Raw genomic sequence first — 17883 nt, 5'->3', positions numbered from 1 at the left:
GCGGGCATGCGCCACACGGGACATCCATGTCCCGGTGGCGCACGGCGTGCATCCTGCACGCCGCCCTTCGGGTGTGCTGTTGTTAACGCGAGTTCCAAGCGTCGCAGCGCTGGAAGGGGAGTCTGAAATCAGGCTCAAGCGAGAGGTGAGAGGCGCAAAAGCAGAGTCAATGGTGACGGCGACAGCAACTGTGGTTAGGCCATTGCGCCAGACCTGCAGCGACAAGTTTCGTTAGACAGGCGCGAACACCAGGTCCGTTTAGAACCGATACCTCACCACCCGCCCCAGACTGCGCAGCCAGCGCGAACGCCCATACAACTTGAACAAACAACGCTGCGCCCACGGCAACGCCTGCATTTCCGGCAATTCCGCATAGTCCGGTTCGTCGACCAGTTGCAGCCGCGGATGCCAGGTGTCCAGTTCCGCCGCGCCGGCCGGTCCCCATTCGCCGATGCGCGCCTGGGTCGCGCGGATCATCCGCGCGTTGCGCAACAAGCGCAGCGCGAGGCGGCCGTAGACGTCGCACAGCAACTGCCCGCCCTGCGGGAAGCGATCGATCAAGCGCCGCATCAGTTCGCGCGCGCGGTATTCGTCGAGATACGGAAACAGGCCTTCGGCGATCACCAGTACCGGGCGCTGATTGTCGAGTTTCTCGATCCAGTCCGGCTCCATCACGTTGCTCGCCAGCGTGCGGTAACGGCCGAGACGTTGCGGCAGCAGGTCGCGGCGCAACTGGATCACTTGCGGGAAATCGATGTCGATCCAGTCCACGTCCAGGCTCGGGTCGACCCGGAACACGCGCGCATCCAGGCCGCAGGCCAGGTGCAGCACCAGGGTGTCGGGGCGCGATTGCAGCGCGGCGCGGGTCCAGTTGTCGATGATGCGCGAGCGCAGCGCCAGGCCGCGGATGTCGTAGTCGCTCAGGCCGAAGCGTTCGAAGTCGTAGTCGATGCGGCGGATCAGGTCGTCGGCCAGGGCGTCGTGCAGGATCGACGGCGTGGCCCGGTTGTCCATGGCCTTCGCGTACAGGGTGATCAGCAAGGTTTCCTGGCTGCCTTCCAGGCGCATCGAACACTCCGGCTACAAGAGGGGCGGCGTCTACCGCAGCAACGCGGCGTCAGTGTGCGACCGGCCGCGTGACGCCGAAGCGTAGAGGCGGGTCTGCGTCGCATCGCGCTAATTCAGGGCGATGCCCGGTCCAACTACACAGTCGTCACGTCGTCGGAACGGACGACCTGCATCGTTACCCTCGCCCTGAGCGCGGACAGGCGATGCGTGGCGCAGACGGATCGCCGCGCTCAACGCAGCTATCGTCTTCCCGATCGCCGGCCGCGCCTGGCCGCCGCATCGACGTGCCTGCCGTTTGCTTTCCGCGGACTCATGCGCCCGCGCACCGTCATTCGCGCTCGTAGAACTCGATCGGCAACCCATCGGGATCGGCGAAGAAGGTGTAGCGGCGCCCGGTGTATTCATCGACGCGCACGTCCTCGACCGCGATCGCCTGCGCCTTGAGCTCGGCCACGCAGGCGTCGATGTCGGCGACCGCGAAGGCCAGATGGCGCAGCCCGCAGGCTTCCGGATACGACGGCCGCGGCGGCGGATCGGGGAACGAGAACAGCTCCAGCTGGCCGCCGTCGGGCAAGGCCAGATCGAGCTTGTAGGAATCGCGCGCCTCGCGGTAGACCTCGGCGAGCACGCGCAGCCCCAGCACCTGGGTGTAGAACCGCTTGGAGCGCGGATAATCCGAACAGATCAGCGCGACGTGGTGGATGCTCGACAGGTGCATGGCGACTCCGGCGAGCGGCGGGGGTTCGCTCGCGACAGCGCGATTGTCGGATACTGGGCCGTCCCTGTCGCGGATGCATCGTGCGACGCCCCGTCTTGGAGAACCGCGTGACCGTGTACGTCGACGATGCCGTCTGGCCCTGGCGCGGCGAGCGCTGGGCCCACCTCATGGCCGATACGCTCGATGAACTGCACGAGTTCGCGCAACGCCTGGGGCGGCCGCGGGTGTCGTTCCAGAACAAGCTCAGCGGCTGCCATTACGACGTCACCGCGCAGATGCGCGAACGCGCGCTGGCATTGGGCGCGGTCGCGATCTCGCGTCATCGCGACCGCGCCCAGGTGCGCGCGATCATCCAGCGCGCGCGCGATCAGGCCGCCGGCTTGGCGCCTTAAGCGGCCCGCGACGCGCTCAGCGGCGCGCATCGACCGCCATGCGCACGGCCAGCGCCGACAGCACGCCACCCATGACCCAGCGCTGCGCGGCGACCCAGCGCGGCCGCCCGGCGAGGAAATTCGCGATTCCGCCGGCGCCGGCCACGATCAGCGCATTGACCCCGACACTGATCGCGATCTGCAGGCTGCCCAGCGCAAGCGATTGCAGCATCACGCTCTTGTGCGGGTCGATGAACTGCGGCAGCAGCGCGAGGTAGAACATCGCGACCTTGGGATTGAGCAGGCTGGTCAGCAGGCCCATCACGAACAAGCGGCGCGGGCTGTCGACCGGCAGATCGCGGACCTGGAAAGGCGAGCGGCCGCCGGGGCGGATCGCCTGCCACGCCATCCACAGCAGATAGGCCGCGCCGCCGATGCGCAGCGCGTCGTAGGCGTAAGGCACCGCGAACAACAGCGCGGTGATGCCGAAGGCGGCGGCGAACAGATAGAAGAAAAAGCCCACGCCGACGCCGGCCAGCGAGGTCAGCCCGGCCTTGCGGCCCTGGCAGATCGAGCGCGAGACGAGGTAGACCATGTTCGGGCCCGGGGTCAGCACCATGACCAGGGCCAGGCCGGCGAAGGCCAACAGCGCTGAAAGCTCGAACATTTGGTTTCTCCTGCTGGGTTCAGGCGGTGCGCTGCCGCGCGGCGTGGCTACATCATCGCCGAATGTGTGGCTGCGGATAAGCGGCTTGGTTCGCAACGCTGTGGTGTTGGCGATGCGGGTTAGGGTGTCGGGGACGTAAGGTCTGGCGGGAAAAGCGAATCCCCCCTGCCCCCCTTTTCCAAAGGGGGGAACTTCGATGAAGCGCATCGGGGTTTTATTGCTATGGGCCGACGATTGCTTGGGGTTGGACTTGAGCTTGAGCTTGGGCTCGGACTCGACTTCGACTTCGACTTCGACTTCGACTTCGGACTCAGCATCCAACCGAAGTCGAACAACCGCAATCCTCGCCGCCCCAACAAGACGGGTTCCCCCCTTTGGAAAAGGGGGGCCAGGGGGGATTCGCTTTTACCCGCAAGACATAAGCGCCCCAAAGAAAAAGCCGCGACGGCCCAGACCGTCGCGGCTTCCTGATCACTCAACTACTGCCCGAAAACGGGCACCAACCTCAGAACCGCAACGAATACCGCGCGTTGATCCCGTGGTCGTGCGCCTCATCGGCGATCTGACCGCTGTAGTTCAACTCCAGCAACCCATTGGCGCTCAAGCGCGCGGCGATGCCGGCTTCGAGCAAGGTCGCGTTGTCGGCCAGCGGCGCGCCCTGCACGGTGAAGGCATTGGCGCCGCGCCAGGCGACCGAGGTCTCCGGGTTCAGATCGCCGCTGGCATGACGACGGCCCAGGCCGCCGCGCAGGCTCAGCCAGCTGTCGTCCTGCTGCGAACCCTTGAGGTTTACGTTGAAGCGCAGGCCCACGGTCGACAGATTGACCCGGCTGTCGGCGCCGCGGCCGGTCAGCGCGGCGGCGCCGCCGGTTTCCTGGAAGCCGTCGCTGCTCACCCGCACCTGGGCGAACTGCGCATACGGTTCGAACTCCCAGGCGCCGGCGTTGAAGCGGTAGCCGCCTTCGACGAAGCCCTGCTTGCTGTCGGCGTCGTACGACGCGCGGGTGCGGTCGCTGAAACCGTTGAAGCCAATGCGGCGTTCCAGGTCGACGTCCTGACGGGCGAAGGTAAAGCCCGCGCTCAGGCCGAAGCCGCCCCAGTTCTGGCCGGTGTAGACGCCGATGTGGCGGCTCTTGACCCGACCCTTGTCGAGACGATCGTCGTTGCTGTCGCTGCGCCCGCTGCCGCCGAGCACGCCGATGCGCCAGCCTCCGTCGAAGCGGTAGTCGTAACCGACCAAGGTCGCCGAGCCGTTGTACTCGTTGCGCGCGGCATTGCCGTCGCCGTCGAGGGTGCCGCCGGACTTGATCAGCTCGACCCACGCGCCCTGCGAGGATTCGCCGTCGGCATCGGCGGCGAATTCGCCGCGTCCGGCGCGCGCGCGCGCCAGCGCCGCATCGCGGATATGGCGTTGATCGTCGACCATGATCGAACGCAGGCTGGCGTGGCCTTCGCCGCTGAGCGAATCCAGCGCCGCGACCGCCTGCGCCGGGAACAACTGGGTCAACGGCTGCGGAATGCCCTGACCGATCGCGAGCTGATCGGCCGCGGCCGCCGCGGCGCGCTGGTTGTCGGTCTGCGCCGCCGACGCGAGGCTGGCACCGCGGGTCACCGCCACGCCGACTTGGTTGGCCGCGTAGCTCAGGCCGAACTTGAGGAACGGCGAGAACGCGGTCTGATCGAGCGCGGCGAACTGACCGCTGACGCCACCGGCGGCGCTGAGCAGATTGAACGACTGACCGAGCAGGTACTGGCCCGGCGCGTGATGCACGACCAAGGTACCGCCTTCCAGGGTCGCCTTGCCGCTGACGCTGATCAGGTCGGACTGGCCGCCGGCCGACAGTTCGGCGTCGTAGATCGAGCCGGCCGCCTGGGTGTAGTCGCCCTGCACGCTCAAGGTACCGATCGAATTGCCCGGCGAGACCACGCCTTCGATGCGCGCGTTGCCGACGATGCGGCCGCTGCCGGCGAGGATGCCGCCGCTGCGCACCGCCAAGGTCTGATCGCTGCTCAGGCTGCCGTTGACGATCAACGCGCCGCCGGTGACTTCGGCCGCGTAGTTGTTGTTGCCGGTCAGTTCGAGCACGCCCTGCTGCACGGTCAGGCCGGCGAAGTCGTTATTGCCGCTCAGACGCAGCCAGCCCACGCCGGACTTGGTCAGACGACCGGGGCCGCCGATGTCGTTACGCCAGTCGTCCCAGGCCGCGCCTTCCCACACCTTGGCGCCGCCGGCGCGCTGGTTCATCACCACGTCGGTGTCGACGCGCAACTGACCCGGACCGTCGATGGCCTTCTTCAGATCGAGCATGCCCCAGCCGTAGATCTCGTCCACGCCCGGCGCGCCGATGTCGGTCGCGGTGGTCAGCAGCACGTCGCGCACCTGCGCGCTGCTCAGGTACGGGAAGCGTTCGAACAACAGGCCGAGCGCGCCGGTTACGTGCGGCGCGGCCATCGAGGTGCCGGTGAGCAGGCCGTAGTCGTATTCGGGCGCTTCATTGTCGATCAGGAAACGCAGATAGTCGTCGGTTTCATCGATACGGCCGTCGATGCGGCCGGCGATGATGGTGCTGTCGATGTCGGTGCCCGGCGCGGACACGCACCAGTCCTTGCTGAAGCCGCAGATGCTCGAGCTTTCGTCGATGACATAGCCTTCTTCGCCGTCGCCCGGCAGACGCACGTTGGCGACGCTGAGCCAGTACGGCTCGATCTCCTTGTGCCAGCGCGGCAAAGTCGCGGCGATGCTGGCCAGGCCACCGGCCTGATTGCCGGCCGCCCACACCTGGATCAAGTCGGACGTGGGCTTGCCGTCCTTCGGCTGATAGATGCTGGCGAATACTTCGTAACCCGCGCCCTGCTGCGCGTAGTACGCCTCCAACTGCGCCTCGGTGGTGTTGCGGCGGGTCGGGCCCCAGCTGTGATTGATCGCGCGCGTACCCAGTGCCTGCGCCTGATCGAACATGCTCTCGGTCGCCGGATCTTCCGGGTCGGTGCGGTACAGCGCGCGCGGACGATAGAAACCGTCTGGGTCGAGGCGCCATTCGCTGTAGGTATCGCCGAACACGGTCGCGGCGGTGAGGTCGGCGCCGAACGCGACACCATGCGTGCCGGTGCCGTCGCGATTCGCACCGATGGTGCCGGCGACGTGGGTGCCATGTTCTTCATACACGAAGCCATACGGCAGACCCGCGGCGATGAGACGCGCGGCCAACGCCGGCGGCACGCCCGGGCCGAGACCGTAGTACGACTTGCCCGGACGATCGCCGCGAGTCGCGCCGCATGCGCCCAGACCGGCCACCACCGACGGATCGGCGCATTCGGGATCGTTGCTCAGCGCGATGCTGCTGGTGTTGCGCCCGGAAAACTCCGGATGCGCGAGCGCGGTGCCCGAGTCGAACAGGCCCAGGCGTACGCCTTTGCCGGTGAGACCGCGCGCGTAGGCGTAGTGGGCGTTGATCGCCTCCAGGCCCCAGTCGCGCTTGAACTCATCGCTGCGCCAACTGTCGGCGTCGCCGACCTGGCCCATCGTGTCCTGCGCGAAAACCATCGGCGAAGCAGCCAACAGGCCGCCCACGATCGCCAACGAAAGAAGAGAACGGGTATGCGTGCGGAGCGTGCGCGGTTGAATGCGCGTAGCGCGGGTAGTGCCTTGCATCTGTCGATGAACCCCTGTCATGTCGAAGGCGCCGCGGTTCGGCGCCGGCAATGGCTCGATGCGCGTGTCGGCATCGTTGCTGCGTGGATCGCTAGGGCGACCTCTGTAACAACTAACGCAGCTTCACCATCGGCTCCCTACCTCGAGAGCGCGCATTGCTTGCATGACTTTCGACGCTTGCGGGCGATAAGCGCGAGCGAGCGGCGACTTTGCCTAATCTGCTTTTTTGGCTATAAACCCCTGGGAAACAGGGGTTTTATCGAATGACTCAACGCATCGATAGACACGCTCGCCACGAAGGCGACGACACGCATGCGCAACTCGGTCGAATCGACCGCATGCGTGCTCACAGCGCGTCGTCGGCCTCGCCGGTCATCAATCCGCGCCGCCACGCGAACGCGACCGCCTCGGTGCGATCGGCCAGATGCAGCTTGGCCAGCACATTGCCCAGGTGCGACTTGACGGTCTTCTCGCCGATATTGAGCGCCGCGGCGATGCGCGCGTTGCTGCCGCCCTCGGCGAGCTTGCGCAGCACATCGAGTTCGCGCTCGGTCAGGCACGCGAACGGGTCCTCGCGCGGCTCGCGCTTGCGCCGCACCGCCTTGAGGATGCGCTGGGCGACGAAGGGATGGATCACCGCCTCGCCGCCGGCGATGCGGCGCAGGGTCGCGAGCAGTTCGTCGCCGAGCATGCTCTTGAACAGCAACGACTGCGCGCCGGCCTCGATCGCGGCGAAGGCCAGGTCGTCCTGATCGGTCGAGGTCAGCACCGCGATCGCGCTGCGCGGGCTCAGGCTCTTGATCGCGCGGATCGCGGTCACGCCGTCGACGTCGGGCATCATCAGGTCGATCACGATCAGGTCCGGCGCCAGATCGCGCGCCAGCTCGATCGCCTCGGCGCCGCCGCCGGCCTCGCCGACGACGTCGAAATCGTCGGTCAGCAGCAGCAGGCTGCGGATGCCCTTGCGCACCACTTCATGATCGTCGACCAACAACACCGAGGTGGTCATGCTTGTACTCCTTGCGGCGGGTCGAGCGTGAACGACACCGTGACCACGGTGCCGCTGGCGGAACTGGCGATGCGGAAACGTCCGCCCGGCAAGGTGCGCGCGCGCAGGCGCATGTTGGCCAGGCCCATGCCGGTGGTTTCGTGCTCGCTGAGCAGGAAGCCGCAACCGTCGTCCTGGATGGTCCAACCGTAGCGGTTTCCGGAGTTGTTGAGCACCACCTCGATCCGGCGCGCGCCGCTGTGGCGCAGGCTGTTGGAGGCGGCTTCGGTGGCGATCAGCAACAGCTGCCCGGCGTGCTGCGGATACTCGCCCAGGCCGCGTTCGGCGACCCCGTCGAGCAACAGCCGCCATTCGATCTCGCTGCCGCCGAGCAGGTGCGAGAAGGTGTCTTCCAGCGCCTTGCGCAGCCCTTGCTCGGCCACGGTCGGCGCCGAGAACCGCTGGATCACGTCGGCCAGATCGCGCTGCAACTGCCCGGTCAGGCCGAGCGCGGCCTTGATCAAGGCGCGCTGGCGCTGATCGGCGCCGCCTTGTCCGGCGCGCTCGCCGGCGCGTTCGTTGAGATGATCGAGCACGCTCAATTGCAGCCCCAGCGCGAAGCTGCGCTGCTTGGCGGTGTCGTGCAGATCACGCGCCAGGCGGTTGCGCTCCTCGGCCACCGCCAGCGCCTGGCGCACCTGGATCACCTCGCCCAGCGCATCGGCCATGCGATCGAACCGCTGCGACAAGCGGCCGAATTCGTCCAGGCCGCTGTCGTGGATGCGCGCGTCCAGCTCGCCCGCTGCCCAGGCATCGGCGGCGCTCTCGGCGTGACGGATGCGGCGGGTCAGCAAGGTCGCGACCGCGACCGCCGACATCGCGCTGATCACCACCAGATAGATCATCAGCCCTTCGAACGCGCCCGAATCCATGCGCATGAAGCTCGCCAGCGAACCGCCGGCGTGCTGGCCGACGCTCAAGGTCGCGCCCGGCCGATCGGCCAGCGGCAAGGCGACCACGCTGATCCAGTCGCCCTCGCGTTCGTGCCGGCGCGGCACCGCGGCGCGGGTGGTCGCGGCCTCGTGTTCGCTGTCTTCCAGCACCTGCTGCAGCGGCGCGCTGGGCCGCGCCGGAAACTGGCAGACCCGGCCGTCGCGATCGCGGTAGCGGATCGCGATGCGGCCGTCGGCGGTGCCGCCGGCAAAACTGTACGAAGCCATCCATTTGGCCGAATCCATGCCGACGATCCGCACCAGCAACGCCTGCACCAGCGCCTCGCACTGCGCCGGCGCGACCCGGGCCTGCTCGGGCAGCGGGCCCAGACGTTGCAGTTCGCGCCGCATCGCACTTTCCAGCAGCGGCGGCGCCATGTGCGCGCGCACCTCGCGGCGCTCCAGATACAGGCCGAGCAGGGACAGCAGGCCGGTGCTGACCCACGAGGCGATCAGCATCGACAGCAGGCATTTCCAGAACAGCCCGCTCCACCAGCGCCGTACCGGTGCGCGCGCGGCAGGCGTCGGGCGTGCGGCGGTATCGTTCATGCGCTCAGTATTCCAGTTTCCACGCGCGGCGAATCCGCCAAACGTCCCGGTCGCGTCCCAACGACGGCCCGATGCGCGCAACCAAGACCGCGCGGAGCATGGCGTAGCCTTCCCTTCGCCTCACGCCATGCCTTCCTCGTCCCGCGATGCGCAGCGCATCGAGCATCTCGACGCCCTGCGCGGATTCGCCCTGTTCGGCATCCTGATCGTCAACATCGGCGTGTTCGCCTCGCCCTGGTTCGGCCTGGGCGCGGCCGATCCGGCCTTTGATGCGCCGTCGGACCGCATCACACATGGGCTGATCGCGGCGCTGTTCGAGATGAAATTCTATCTGCTGTTCTCGTTCCTGTTCGGCTACAGCTTCCAGCTGCAGCTCGATTCGGCGCGGCGCGCGGACGCGGCGTTCGCGCCGCGCATGGTCCGGCGCCTGCTCGGCCTGTGGTCGATCGGCCTGATTCATGCGGCGCTGCTGTTTCATGGCGACATTCTCAGCACCTATGCCGTGCTCGGCCTGCTGCTGTTGGCGATGCGCGACAGCCCCGAGCAACTCGCGTGGCGCCGCGCGATCGGATTGATCGGCCTGACCGCCGCGGCCTGGGCGGGTCTGGCATTGCTGCTGTGGATCGACGGCGACACCCGGCCTGCCGATGCCACGGCGCTCGCGCGAGCCGCGCAGGCCGTGCAAACCGGCTTCACCGGCGATCCGGGCGAGGTGATCGATGCGCGCCTGGACGAACTGGGTTCGACCGCGGTCGTACTCGCCTGCCTGCAGGCGCCGTGCGCGCTGGCGATGTTTTTGTTCGGATTGATCGCCGGCCGTCGCCAGGTGCTGGCGCGACTGGATCGCTATCGACCCTTGATGCATCGCGTGCGGCGCTACGGGCTGGGCATCGGCCTGCCCGCGGCGCTGGTATTCGCGGCGGTCAGCGTGTTGGCGCCGGGCGGGCCGCTGGAACTGCTCGCGCTCGCGTTGAGCGTGTTGACCGCGCCGTGGCTGAGCCTGGCCTACGCCGCCTGGGCGATGACCGCGTTCGACAGCGCACGCGGCCGCCGCGCGGTCGCGGCGTTGGCGCCGGCGGGCCGCATGGCACTGTCTAACTATCTGTTGCAGTCGCTGGCGTGTGCGTTGGTATTCACCGGTTACGGCTTCGGCTTGATGGGACGCGTGTCGCCACTGGGCTGCGTGGCGATAGCGGTCGCGCTGTTCGGCGCGCAGTTGGCGCTGAGCCGCTGGTGGCTGCGGCAGCATGCTTATGGGCCGATCGAGTGGCTGTTGCGCGCGCTCACCATCGGCCACTGGCCGCGACTGCGCAAAGGCTTGCCCGATTCGCGATGAGCCAAGAACTTTTCGAGCTTTCTTGTGGGAGCGGCCCTGGCCCCGACGCTCTTTGTCTCCGATCTCAATGAAATCACGGCAAGCTGATCGAACAGCGTCGCGGCTGAAGCCACTCCCACAAAAGATCTCCAGCAACGCGACAACTTGTCCGCATTACAACCCGGACGGTGAATACGGCGGCGATGTACCGCCCATCGAATGACCCTTGTCATCTGTCGCGCAAACCGTGACCGACTTCGACAATGCCGTGTGGCCGGCCCCGCGGTCATGTACGACACTCAACGGCCGAACCTGATCGACCGGAGTGCGCGCAACGCCCGTGATCGCCTGGACTCGCCCGAACGCATCCATCGCGCGCGCAGCGCGCGGCTGACGTCTTCATGCACGAAGACTTGTTCAGACGCGAAATGCTCGACGCCAGGAAACAGCGCTGGCTCGGCAGCATCCGCTTGCCGGTTTCACGCATGGGTTGGCCAATGGCCGCGCTCGCGCTGGCGGCTTTGATCGCGTTGCTGGCCCTGCTCGGTTTCGGTCGCTACACCCGCAGCGAAAGCGCGAGCGGCCAATTGATTCCGCGCGGCGGTCTTTTGAACGTAAGCGCGCCGGCCGGCGGCCGCATCGCGCGCAGCCACGTGGTCGAAGGCCAGATCGTCGCGCGCGGCCAGACATTGCTGGAGATATCGGCTGAACTCGACAGCCCGGCGCTGGGCGCCGGCGTCGGCCAGGCGGTCGGCGCTGAACTGGCGTTGCAACGAGAACGTTTGCTCGCCGAGCGCGACGCGATCGAACGCGAACGCGGCCGCGACACCGATTCCTTGCGCCAACGCATCGCCGACTCGCAACGCCGCATCGACCTGGCCGACGCGCAACTGCGGCTGCGCCGCGAACAAGCCGCGCAGGCCGAACGCCTGTCGCAACAGGTGCAACCACTGCGCGCGGCCAAGCTGCTCAGCGACGTGCAGTGGCAGCAATACGAAACCACCCGCATCGACAGCCTGAGCCGGGTTCAGGACGCGCAACGCGAGCGGCTCGACGCCACGCGCGAACTCGCCGACGCGCGCGCCGCGCTGGCCGATCTGCCGCGGCGCCTGAGCGAACGGCGCGGCCGGATCGAACGCGAACTGACCGACATCGCCCAGGACGACGCCCACAACGAAGGCCGTCGCCGCATCGCCGTGCTGGCGCCGCGCGCGGGCCGGATCAGCGGCTGGGCGCTGACTGAAGGTCAGGCGATCGATGCGGGCCAACGGCTGTTCTCGCTGCTACCCGAACGCGCACCGCTGCAAGCCGAACTGTGGCTGCCCGATCGCGCGATCGGCCTGATCGCGGCCGGCACGCCGGTGACCCTGCGCTATCCGGCGTTTCCGTATCAGACCTACGGCCTGCAGCGCGGCCGCGTCGCGCAGATCGCACGCGGGCCGCTGTCGGCGCAGGACATCCGCGAGCGCACCGGCCGGCCCGCCGATGCGCCGGCCTGGCGCGTGCTGGTCGATCTCGACCGGCAGGAGGTCGCCAGCCACGCGCTGCAGGCGCAGATGCGGGTCGACGCGGAACTGCAACTGGAACGGCGGCGGCTGTACGAATTCCTGTTCGTGCCCAACGTGTCCGCGCCTCGCGGGCTTGCGCTGACAACTACGCAAGGCGACGCGCCATGAGCCGCACTCGCGCGCTGCCGGTGATCCAGCAGAACGAGCTGGCCGAATGCGGCCTGGCCTGCCTGGCGATGATCGCGATCCATCACGGCCACGACATCGACCTGGCCAGCCTGCGTCGCCGTTTCCCGGTGTCGCCGCGCGGCGCGACCCTGGCGCGTTTGATCAAGATCGCCGGCGCGCTCGGTTTCGACACCCGTCCGCTGCGCGCCGAGATCGAACACCTCGCCGACCTGCAGCTGCCGTGCGTGCTGCACTGGGACCTCAATCATTTCGTCGTGCTCAAGCGCATCGCCCGCGGCCGCGCCGAATTGCACGACCCGGCGCGCGGCGCGGTCTCGCTGCCGCTGGCTGAATTCGGCCGCCACTACACCGGCATCGCCCTGGAACTGTCGCGCAAGCCCGATTTCGCGCCGATGCGCGAACGCCAGCGGCTGAGCCTGCGCGGACTGGCCGGGCAGATCGTCGGCCTGCGCCGCGCCGGCCTGCAGATCCTCGCGCTCGCGCTCAGCCTGGAAGGCTTCACCCTGCTGCTGCCGCTGGCGATGCAATGGGTCATCGACCGGGTGCTGGTATCGGGCGATGTCGAACTGCTGCATCTGCTCGGCATCGGCTTTCTGACCGTGGTGCTGTTCCAGGCCGCGATCACCGCAATGCGCGGCTGGCTGATCGCCGATCTGGGCGCGTCCTTGAATTCGCAATGGCTGGCCAACCTGTTCGGCCACCTGATGCGGCTGCCGCTGGATTTCTTCGAGAAGCGCCACGTCGGCGGGGTGATGTCGCGCTTCGTCTCGGTGCAGGCGATCCAGCAGACCTTGACCGGCAGCTTCGTCGAAAGCCTGCTCGACGGGCTCACCGTGGTCCTGGTGCTCGGCCTGCTGCTGTTCTACAGCCCGCCGCTGACCGCGCTGGTGCTGGCCGCGTTCGCGCTGTACGCCGGCCTGCGCTGGCTCGCGTTCCGGCGCCTGCGCCGGCTCAAGGAAGAACAGCTGATCCAGGTCGCGCAACAGCAGAGCCTGCTGATCGAATCGATCCAGGGCGTGCAGACGATCAAGCTCGGCAACAAGCAGGACGAACGGCGCGCGCGCATCGCCAACGCCAGCGTCGAAGTCGCCAACCGCGAAGCCGCGATCAGCCGCACCACCGCGGTGTTCTCGGCCTTGTCCAAGCTGGTGTTCGGCGTGCAGCGCGTGCTGCTGATCTGGATCTGCGCCTGGCTGACCCTGCAGGGCCGGTTCACCGCCGGCATGATGGTGGTGTTCGTCGCCTACGCCGATCTGTTCGCGACCCGCACCGGCAGCCTGATCGACAAGCTGGTCGATCTGCGCTTGCTCGGTCTGCACGGTCAGCGCATCGCCGATATCGCGCTGGAAGCGCCGGAACTGCATGTGCATACCGACTACGCCGGACCGGCGCCGCGGCCGCGGATCGAGCTGGAAGGCGTGAGTTTTCGCTATGCCGCCGACGAACCGTGGATCCTGCGCGATTGCAGTTTCAGCATCGAAGCCGGCGAATCGGTCGCGATCGTCGGACCGTCGGGTTGCGGCAAGACCACCTTGGCCAAGCTGATCCTCGGCCTGCAGCGGCCCAGCAGCGGCACGATCCGCATCGGCGGTGTCGATATCCAGCGTTACGGGCTGGCCGCATACCGCGAGTTGTTCGGCGCGGTGATGCAGGAAGACGTGCTGTTCGCGGGTTCGATCGCGCAGAACATCGCCTTCTTCGATCCGGCCGCGAGCAGCGAACGCATCGAGGCCGCCGCGCGCGCGGCCCGCATCCACGCCGATATCGCCGGCATGGCGATGGGCTACGAAACCCTGGTCGGCGACCTGGGCTCATCGCTGTCGGGCGGGCAAAAACAGCGCGTGCTGCTGGCGCGCGCGCTGTACCAGCAACCGGCGATCCTGCTGCTCGACGAAGCCACCAGCCATCTCGATGTGGCGCGCGAACACGAGATCAATCGCGAGATTTCCTCATTGCGCATCACCCGCATCGTCATCGCGCACCGACCCGACACGATACGCAGCGCCGATCGCGTGATCGCGTTGCGCGACGGCGTGATTGAATCGATTACGAACAAGGAATTCGCATCGCCGATCGTGTCGCGCATTCACGATGAAACTGCGATGGCGATGGGGAAAACACGACTTTCTTAGTTGCTAGCATCCACGTTCGTGCCGACGCCGGGACGGCCTTCCAACTCTTCTCGGCAATCACGTTTCAGGAGAACGCTTCATGAGCAAGCAAGACGCGAATCTGCCTCAGAACGACACCGCCCGCCCGCTCGCCCGCATCGCGGCGCGCGAACTTTCGCTCGACGAAATCGCCGCGATTTCCGGCGGCAAGGGCGACACCACCCACGCCACCGGCCCGAACGGCGACGACCCGGGCGATCCGGACCTGGTGTGATTCGATCCGCTGTGATCTGACCTGCTGCGATCAGACCTGCTGTGAGCAGACATGCTGTGATCGGATCGGAACACAGCGATCGAATGCGTAAGGCATCGATGGACTCGCGCGCGAGCGACGTGCGCGTAAATCGAAGCGACTGCGCGAACTTCGGCACGCCCCGCCCGTCGGGGCGTGCTGTTTTCGATACCCACGCGACCGGACCGAGCCATCGCCGCATGCCCTCTCATCGCCGCCCGCTGATTCTTTCTTCGCTCGCTCACGACATCCATGCCTCGGCCGCGCGCTGGGCGCTGCAAGCCAGCGGCATCGATGCGACCTGGGTGACCTCGCTGGCCGAATCCGAACTCGGGCCAATGTCGCTGCATTGCGACGCCGACAACGGCCTGCGCATGAGCGGCGCGCTCGACCACGATCGGGTCGGCACGGTCTGGTATCGGCGGCCGCGCAATCCCGAAAACTTTCCACGCGCGCACAGCAGCGACGCACCGTTCCTGCGCGGCGAATGGGGCCGCTTTCTCAAGAACGTGTACGCATTGACCGATCAGGGCGCGGACCGTCTGTGGGTCAATCGTCCCGCGGCCGCGGCCATGGCCGAGAACAAACTCGTGCAGTTGCGCGCCGCTCACCGCTGCGGCCTGCGCTTTCCGGCCACGCTGGTGTCGCACGACCCGCAAGAGATCCGCCGCTTCGTCCAGCGCCACGGCCGCGTGGTCTACAAACCGTTCATGACCCACACCTGGAAGGACGCCGAGACCGGCCGCATGTTCAGCACCTATGCGCGGATCGTCGAACCGGCGATGCTTGAGGACGACGCCAGCCTGCTGCACTGCCCCGGTATCTATCAGGTTTACGTCGACAAGCGCTGCGACCTGCGGGTGACCGCGATCGGCGATCGCTATTTCGCCGCGCGCCTGCATGCGCAACACGACGGCGGCTTCGTCGATTGGCGCGTCGGCCAGGCCGCGCAGGGTTTGCGCGCCGAACCTGGCGAGCTGTCGGCCTCCGATCAGGCGAAACTGGCGGCCTTGATGCGCGAGCTGGGGTTGGTGTTCGGCTGCATCGACCTGGCGATCGACGCCGACGGCGAAGCGCATTTCCTGGAAGTGAACCAGGCCGGGCAATTCCTGTTCGTCGAGGACCTGCTGCCGTCGCTGCCGCTGCTGCGCGCGATGAGCGCGATGCTGGCCGAAGGCCGGCCGGATTATTCGCTGGCGACGATCGCGCCGGTGTCCTACGCCGACTATTGCGCGAGCGAGGAGCACCGCGCGTGGTGGGCGCAGGCCAGCGAAGGCCTGAAGGATCGCAGCCCGGCGGCGGCGGGCATCACCCTGGAATAGCCGCGAGTCGCCGAAGGCGCGCTCACGCGACTTGGGCCAGCATTCGACCTGCCGGCGTCAGAACGCCCGGCTGATCGTCACGCTGCCGAACACCGGCGTCTGCTTCTGTCCGTCGAACTCGCGGGTGCGGTGGTAGCGCGCCAGCGCCAGTTTCCAGCGCCCGCGCATCAAGGCCACGCCGTAACCGATCTCGCCCACGAACGAGCGCTTGTCGACGCTGTGGCTGTCGCGGAAGGTGTTGCCGTCGAGGGTGATGTCGCGCACCACCCAGCGCACGTCCGAGGTCACGAACACATGCGCGGCGAACGGCCGGTTGCCGGTGTTGTAATGCCGGGTCGGCGCGGTGTTCTCGCCGGCCGGGCGCAGCGGCGTGCTGCCGAAGTCGTCGGGCAGGCGCAGGCCGAAACGCAGTTCCGCGCCGACATTGGCGTAGGTGGTCAGATTGCCGAAGCTGCCGCCGTAGTGGGTGATCGCGTCCCAGCCCCAGGCGCCGTTGTGCGCGTCGCCGGCCGAATAGCGGTTCATGCGTTCGTGGACGATCCGGAACACCGGCTCGTTGTGCAGTTGGTTGTCCCAGCCCTTGAAGGTCTCGTCGCCCAGCGCCTTGTGCACCGCGTCCTGCACCTGCTTGCCCAGGGCCGACGGCCCGACGATGCCGAACTGCAACTGGGTGGTCTGCAGATAATCGCCGTTGCGCGCGTTGTAGCCCAGGCCGAACAGCAGCGCGGCGGCATACGGGCGGTCGTCCGGGATCAGCTCGCGGCGGCTGAAATCGGTCGGAGTGAAGATGCCCTGGGCGAAGGTGGCGATCATGTTGCGCTGTTCGAAGCCTTCGGGCTGCAGCGCATCGAGATGGCGATTGACCCAGCGCGCGAGCCGCGGAATGCACGGGTCATCGGTGTAGTCGGCCAGGTTCGGCGACACCAGGGTGAGTTGCACGCCATTGCTGTAGCCCTGGTCCTGGCCGCCGAACAAATCGTTGTCCAGGCGCAGGTTGACGGTGGGCGGCAGGCGCGTGTGGCCGTTGGTGCAGGCCTCGCGGCCGTCGGCGCGGGCCTGGCCGCAGTGCACGAGAGCAGCGGCGAACAGGACGCAGAGCGGCAGTGCAGTGGAGCGCATGGGCGGGTTCGGCAGTCTGGGCCGCGGCGCGGGCGGGCGCGCAGCGGACGATTGGTAGGAGCGGCGGGACAACGGAGGCGGCCGCCTCGGCGGAGATCGGGCTCCCATTCCCGCGCGCGCTGGACCACGGCGGATCGGCGCCAAAGTTCGCACGGATCGTGGCGGTCGCGGCTTGCAGGACTGTGACGGATTGTCCCGCGAATGATACTTGAGTCGATCTTATGCGCGACGGCCGCATGACATCGGCTGGACGAGGCCCGTCGGCAGCGGCCAGGCGCGGCGCGGGTTTTGCCTCGTCACGGGATCGCGTGCGGCGCGCGAAATACCTCTCGGCGACGGCCTTCGGCCCGGAAAACGTATCCACCGACAGCCGGGCCACAAGCGACGCGGGTTACGAAATCGGCGGCAGCTCGTAATCGAACGAATAGAAATGCGCCCCGCCCTCGCGAATTTCGATCTTCATGCTGCCGGTCAAGCCGCTGAGCTCATCGCTGCCCGAATCGGGCACCACGGTCACGCTCAGATCCGGCGCGCCGCGATCCATCAGCCCGCGATGCAGCAGCAGGAAACTGCCGCTGCGCCCGGCCAGACGGCCTTCGACTTTTTCCAGCGCGACATAACCGGCCGAACCCTTGACCGGCGTCATCGCCGCGAGCATTTCGCCGCGGCTGGCGGCGTCCAGCTCGCCGTGGAATTGCTTGTCGATCGCCATGCGGCCGAACTTGCCTTCGGCTTCCTCGTGGACCGGCTGAGGGCTCAGCTTGACGTTGAACGGGCCTTCGATGTGCGGCATGGCGATGCTCCAAGCGGCGATGGGCGCGAGCAGCTCGCGCCAGGCGTTGCAGATTAGGCCTTAGTTTCCGTCTCGCCTAGCGCACAGCGCAGACGAGGCGGCGAGCAAAGCAGCTCCGCGACCGGCGAGGCGCCGCGGCTTGCAGATCGGCACCAGCGCCACCACGGCGCCGACTCACTGCGGCAACTTGCCGCAGCCCGGTGCGCGGCCTCGCCGCTAGCATCGTGCG

The 17883-nt window shown here is 67.5% G+C and carries 14 protein-coding genes; 6 read left to right on the top strand and 8 right to left on the bottom strand.

Annotation, left to right across the window (positions count from 1 at the left end; translation table 11 throughout):
- Positions 1 to 258: 258 nt before the first annotated feature.
- Both AC3A4T_RS20640 and gloA2 read right to left on the bottom strand, forming a co-directional pair.
- Positions 259 to 1068: a class I SAM-dependent methyltransferase gene (locus AC3A4T_RS20640; protein WP_487677097.1), complete on the bottom strand. Its 810-nt coding sequence runs from the start codon at positions 1066 to 1068 to the stop codon at positions 259 to 261.
- A 328-nt stretch (positions 1069 to 1396) separates the two neighbouring features.
- Positions 1397 to 1786 (bottom strand): SMU1112c/YaeR family gloxylase I-like metalloprotein, encoded by a 390-nt coding sequence (gene gloA2, locus AC3A4T_RS20635; protein ID WP_487677096.1) that lies wholly within the window; start codon positions 1784 to 1786, stop codon positions 1397 to 1399.
- 107 nt (positions 1787 to 1893) lie between these two features.
- Between gloA2 and AC3A4T_RS20630 the strand changes: the two genes are divergently transcribed.
- The gene (locus AC3A4T_RS20630; RefSeq protein ID WP_036113610.1) at positions 1894 to 2178 is read left to right on the top strand and encodes a DUF4031 domain-containing protein; all 285 of its coding nucleotides are present in this window, start codon (positions 1894 to 1896) and stop codon (positions 2176 to 2178) included.
- Positions 2179 to 2194: 16 nt separating this feature from the next.
- Here AC3A4T_RS20630 and AC3A4T_RS20625 read toward each other — a convergent pair whose 3' ends face one another.
- The 4 genes from AC3A4T_RS20625 to AC3A4T_RS20610 all read right to left on the bottom strand — a co-directional run bounded on the left by AC3A4T_RS20625 (position 2195) and on the right by AC3A4T_RS20610 (position 9005).
- Complete coding sequence (locus AC3A4T_RS20625; RefSeq protein ID WP_191822168.1) at positions 2195 to 2824, bottom strand: LysE family translocator; 630 nt, start codon at positions 2822 to 2824, stop codon at positions 2195 to 2197.
- A 505-nt stretch (positions 2825 to 3329) separates the two neighbouring features.
- Entirely contained in the window at positions 3330 to 6368 is a 3039-nt protein-coding gene (locus AC3A4T_RS20620; protein WP_487677095.1) for an autotransporter domain-containing protein, read from the bottom strand.
- Between the two features lie 454 nt (positions 6369 to 6822).
- A complete protein-coding gene (locus tag AC3A4T_RS20615; RefSeq protein WP_487677094.1) occupies positions 6823 to 7485 on the bottom strand; it encodes a response regulator in 663 nt (220 codons plus the stop codon).
- A complete protein-coding gene (locus AC3A4T_RS20610; protein WP_487677093.1) occupies positions 7482 to 9005 on the bottom strand; it encodes a sensor histidine kinase in 1524 nt (507 codons plus the stop codon). The genes AC3A4T_RS20615 and AC3A4T_RS20610 overlap by 4 nt, the downstream gene beginning before the upstream one ends.
- Positions 9006 to 9132: 127 nt before the next feature.
- Here AC3A4T_RS20610 and AC3A4T_RS20605 point away from each other — a divergent pair, with 127 nt between their 5' ends.
- From AC3A4T_RS20605 to AC3A4T_RS20585, 5 genes are all read left to right on the top strand, one after another.
- The gene (locus tag AC3A4T_RS20605; RefSeq protein WP_487677092.1) at positions 9133 to 10341 is read left to right on the top strand and encodes a DUF418 domain-containing protein; all 1209 of its coding nucleotides are present in this window, start codon (positions 9133 to 9135) and stop codon (positions 10339 to 10341) included.
- Between the two features lie 380 nt (positions 10342 to 10721).
- Positions 10722 to 11996, top strand: a complete 1275-nt coding sequence (locus AC3A4T_RS20600) for an HlyD family secretion protein (RefSeq protein WP_487677091.1) — start codon at positions 10722 to 10724, stop codon at positions 11994 to 11996.
- Positions 11993 to 14149: a peptidase domain-containing ABC transporter gene (locus tag AC3A4T_RS20595; RefSeq protein ID WP_487677090.1), complete on the top strand. Its 2157-nt coding sequence runs from the start codon at positions 11993 to 11995 to the stop codon at positions 14147 to 14149. Before AC3A4T_RS20600 ends, AC3A4T_RS20595 begins: the two co-directional genes overlap by 4 nt.
- Positions 14150 to 14228: 79 nt before the next feature.
- The gene (locus tag AC3A4T_RS20590) at positions 14229 to 14402 is read left to right on the top strand and encodes a hypothetical protein (protein ID WP_157476049.1); all 174 of its coding nucleotides are present in this window, start codon (positions 14229 to 14231) and stop codon (positions 14400 to 14402) included.
- Positions 14403 to 14620: 218 nt separating this feature from the next.
- Positions 14621 to 15742 (top strand): MvdC/MvdD family ATP grasp protein, encoded by a 1122-nt coding sequence (locus AC3A4T_RS20585; protein WP_487677089.1) that lies wholly within the window; start codon positions 14621 to 14623, stop codon positions 15740 to 15742.
- A gap of 57 nt (positions 15743 to 15799) precedes the next feature.
- On the opposite strand, the gene AC3A4T_RS20580 is transcribed toward AC3A4T_RS20585, so the two are convergent.
- Both AC3A4T_RS20580 and AC3A4T_RS20575 read right to left on the bottom strand, forming a co-directional pair.
- Positions 15800 to 16861, bottom strand: a complete 1062-nt coding sequence (locus tag AC3A4T_RS20580) for a lipid A deacylase LpxR family protein (RefSeq protein WP_487677088.1) — start codon at positions 16859 to 16861, stop codon at positions 15800 to 15802.
- A gap of 391 nt (positions 16862 to 17252) precedes the next feature.
- Positions 17253 to 17654, bottom strand: coding sequence for a DUF3224 domain-containing protein (locus AC3A4T_RS20575; protein WP_487677087.1), 402 nt, complete (start codon positions 17652 to 17654; stop codon positions 17253 to 17255).
- Between the last annotated feature and the right edge of the window lie 229 nt (positions 17655 to 17883).

This window comes from Lysobacter sp. Soil_N_51 (assembly GCF_057655755.1).
This window is presented reverse-complemented; position numbering and strand designations above follow the sequence as displayed.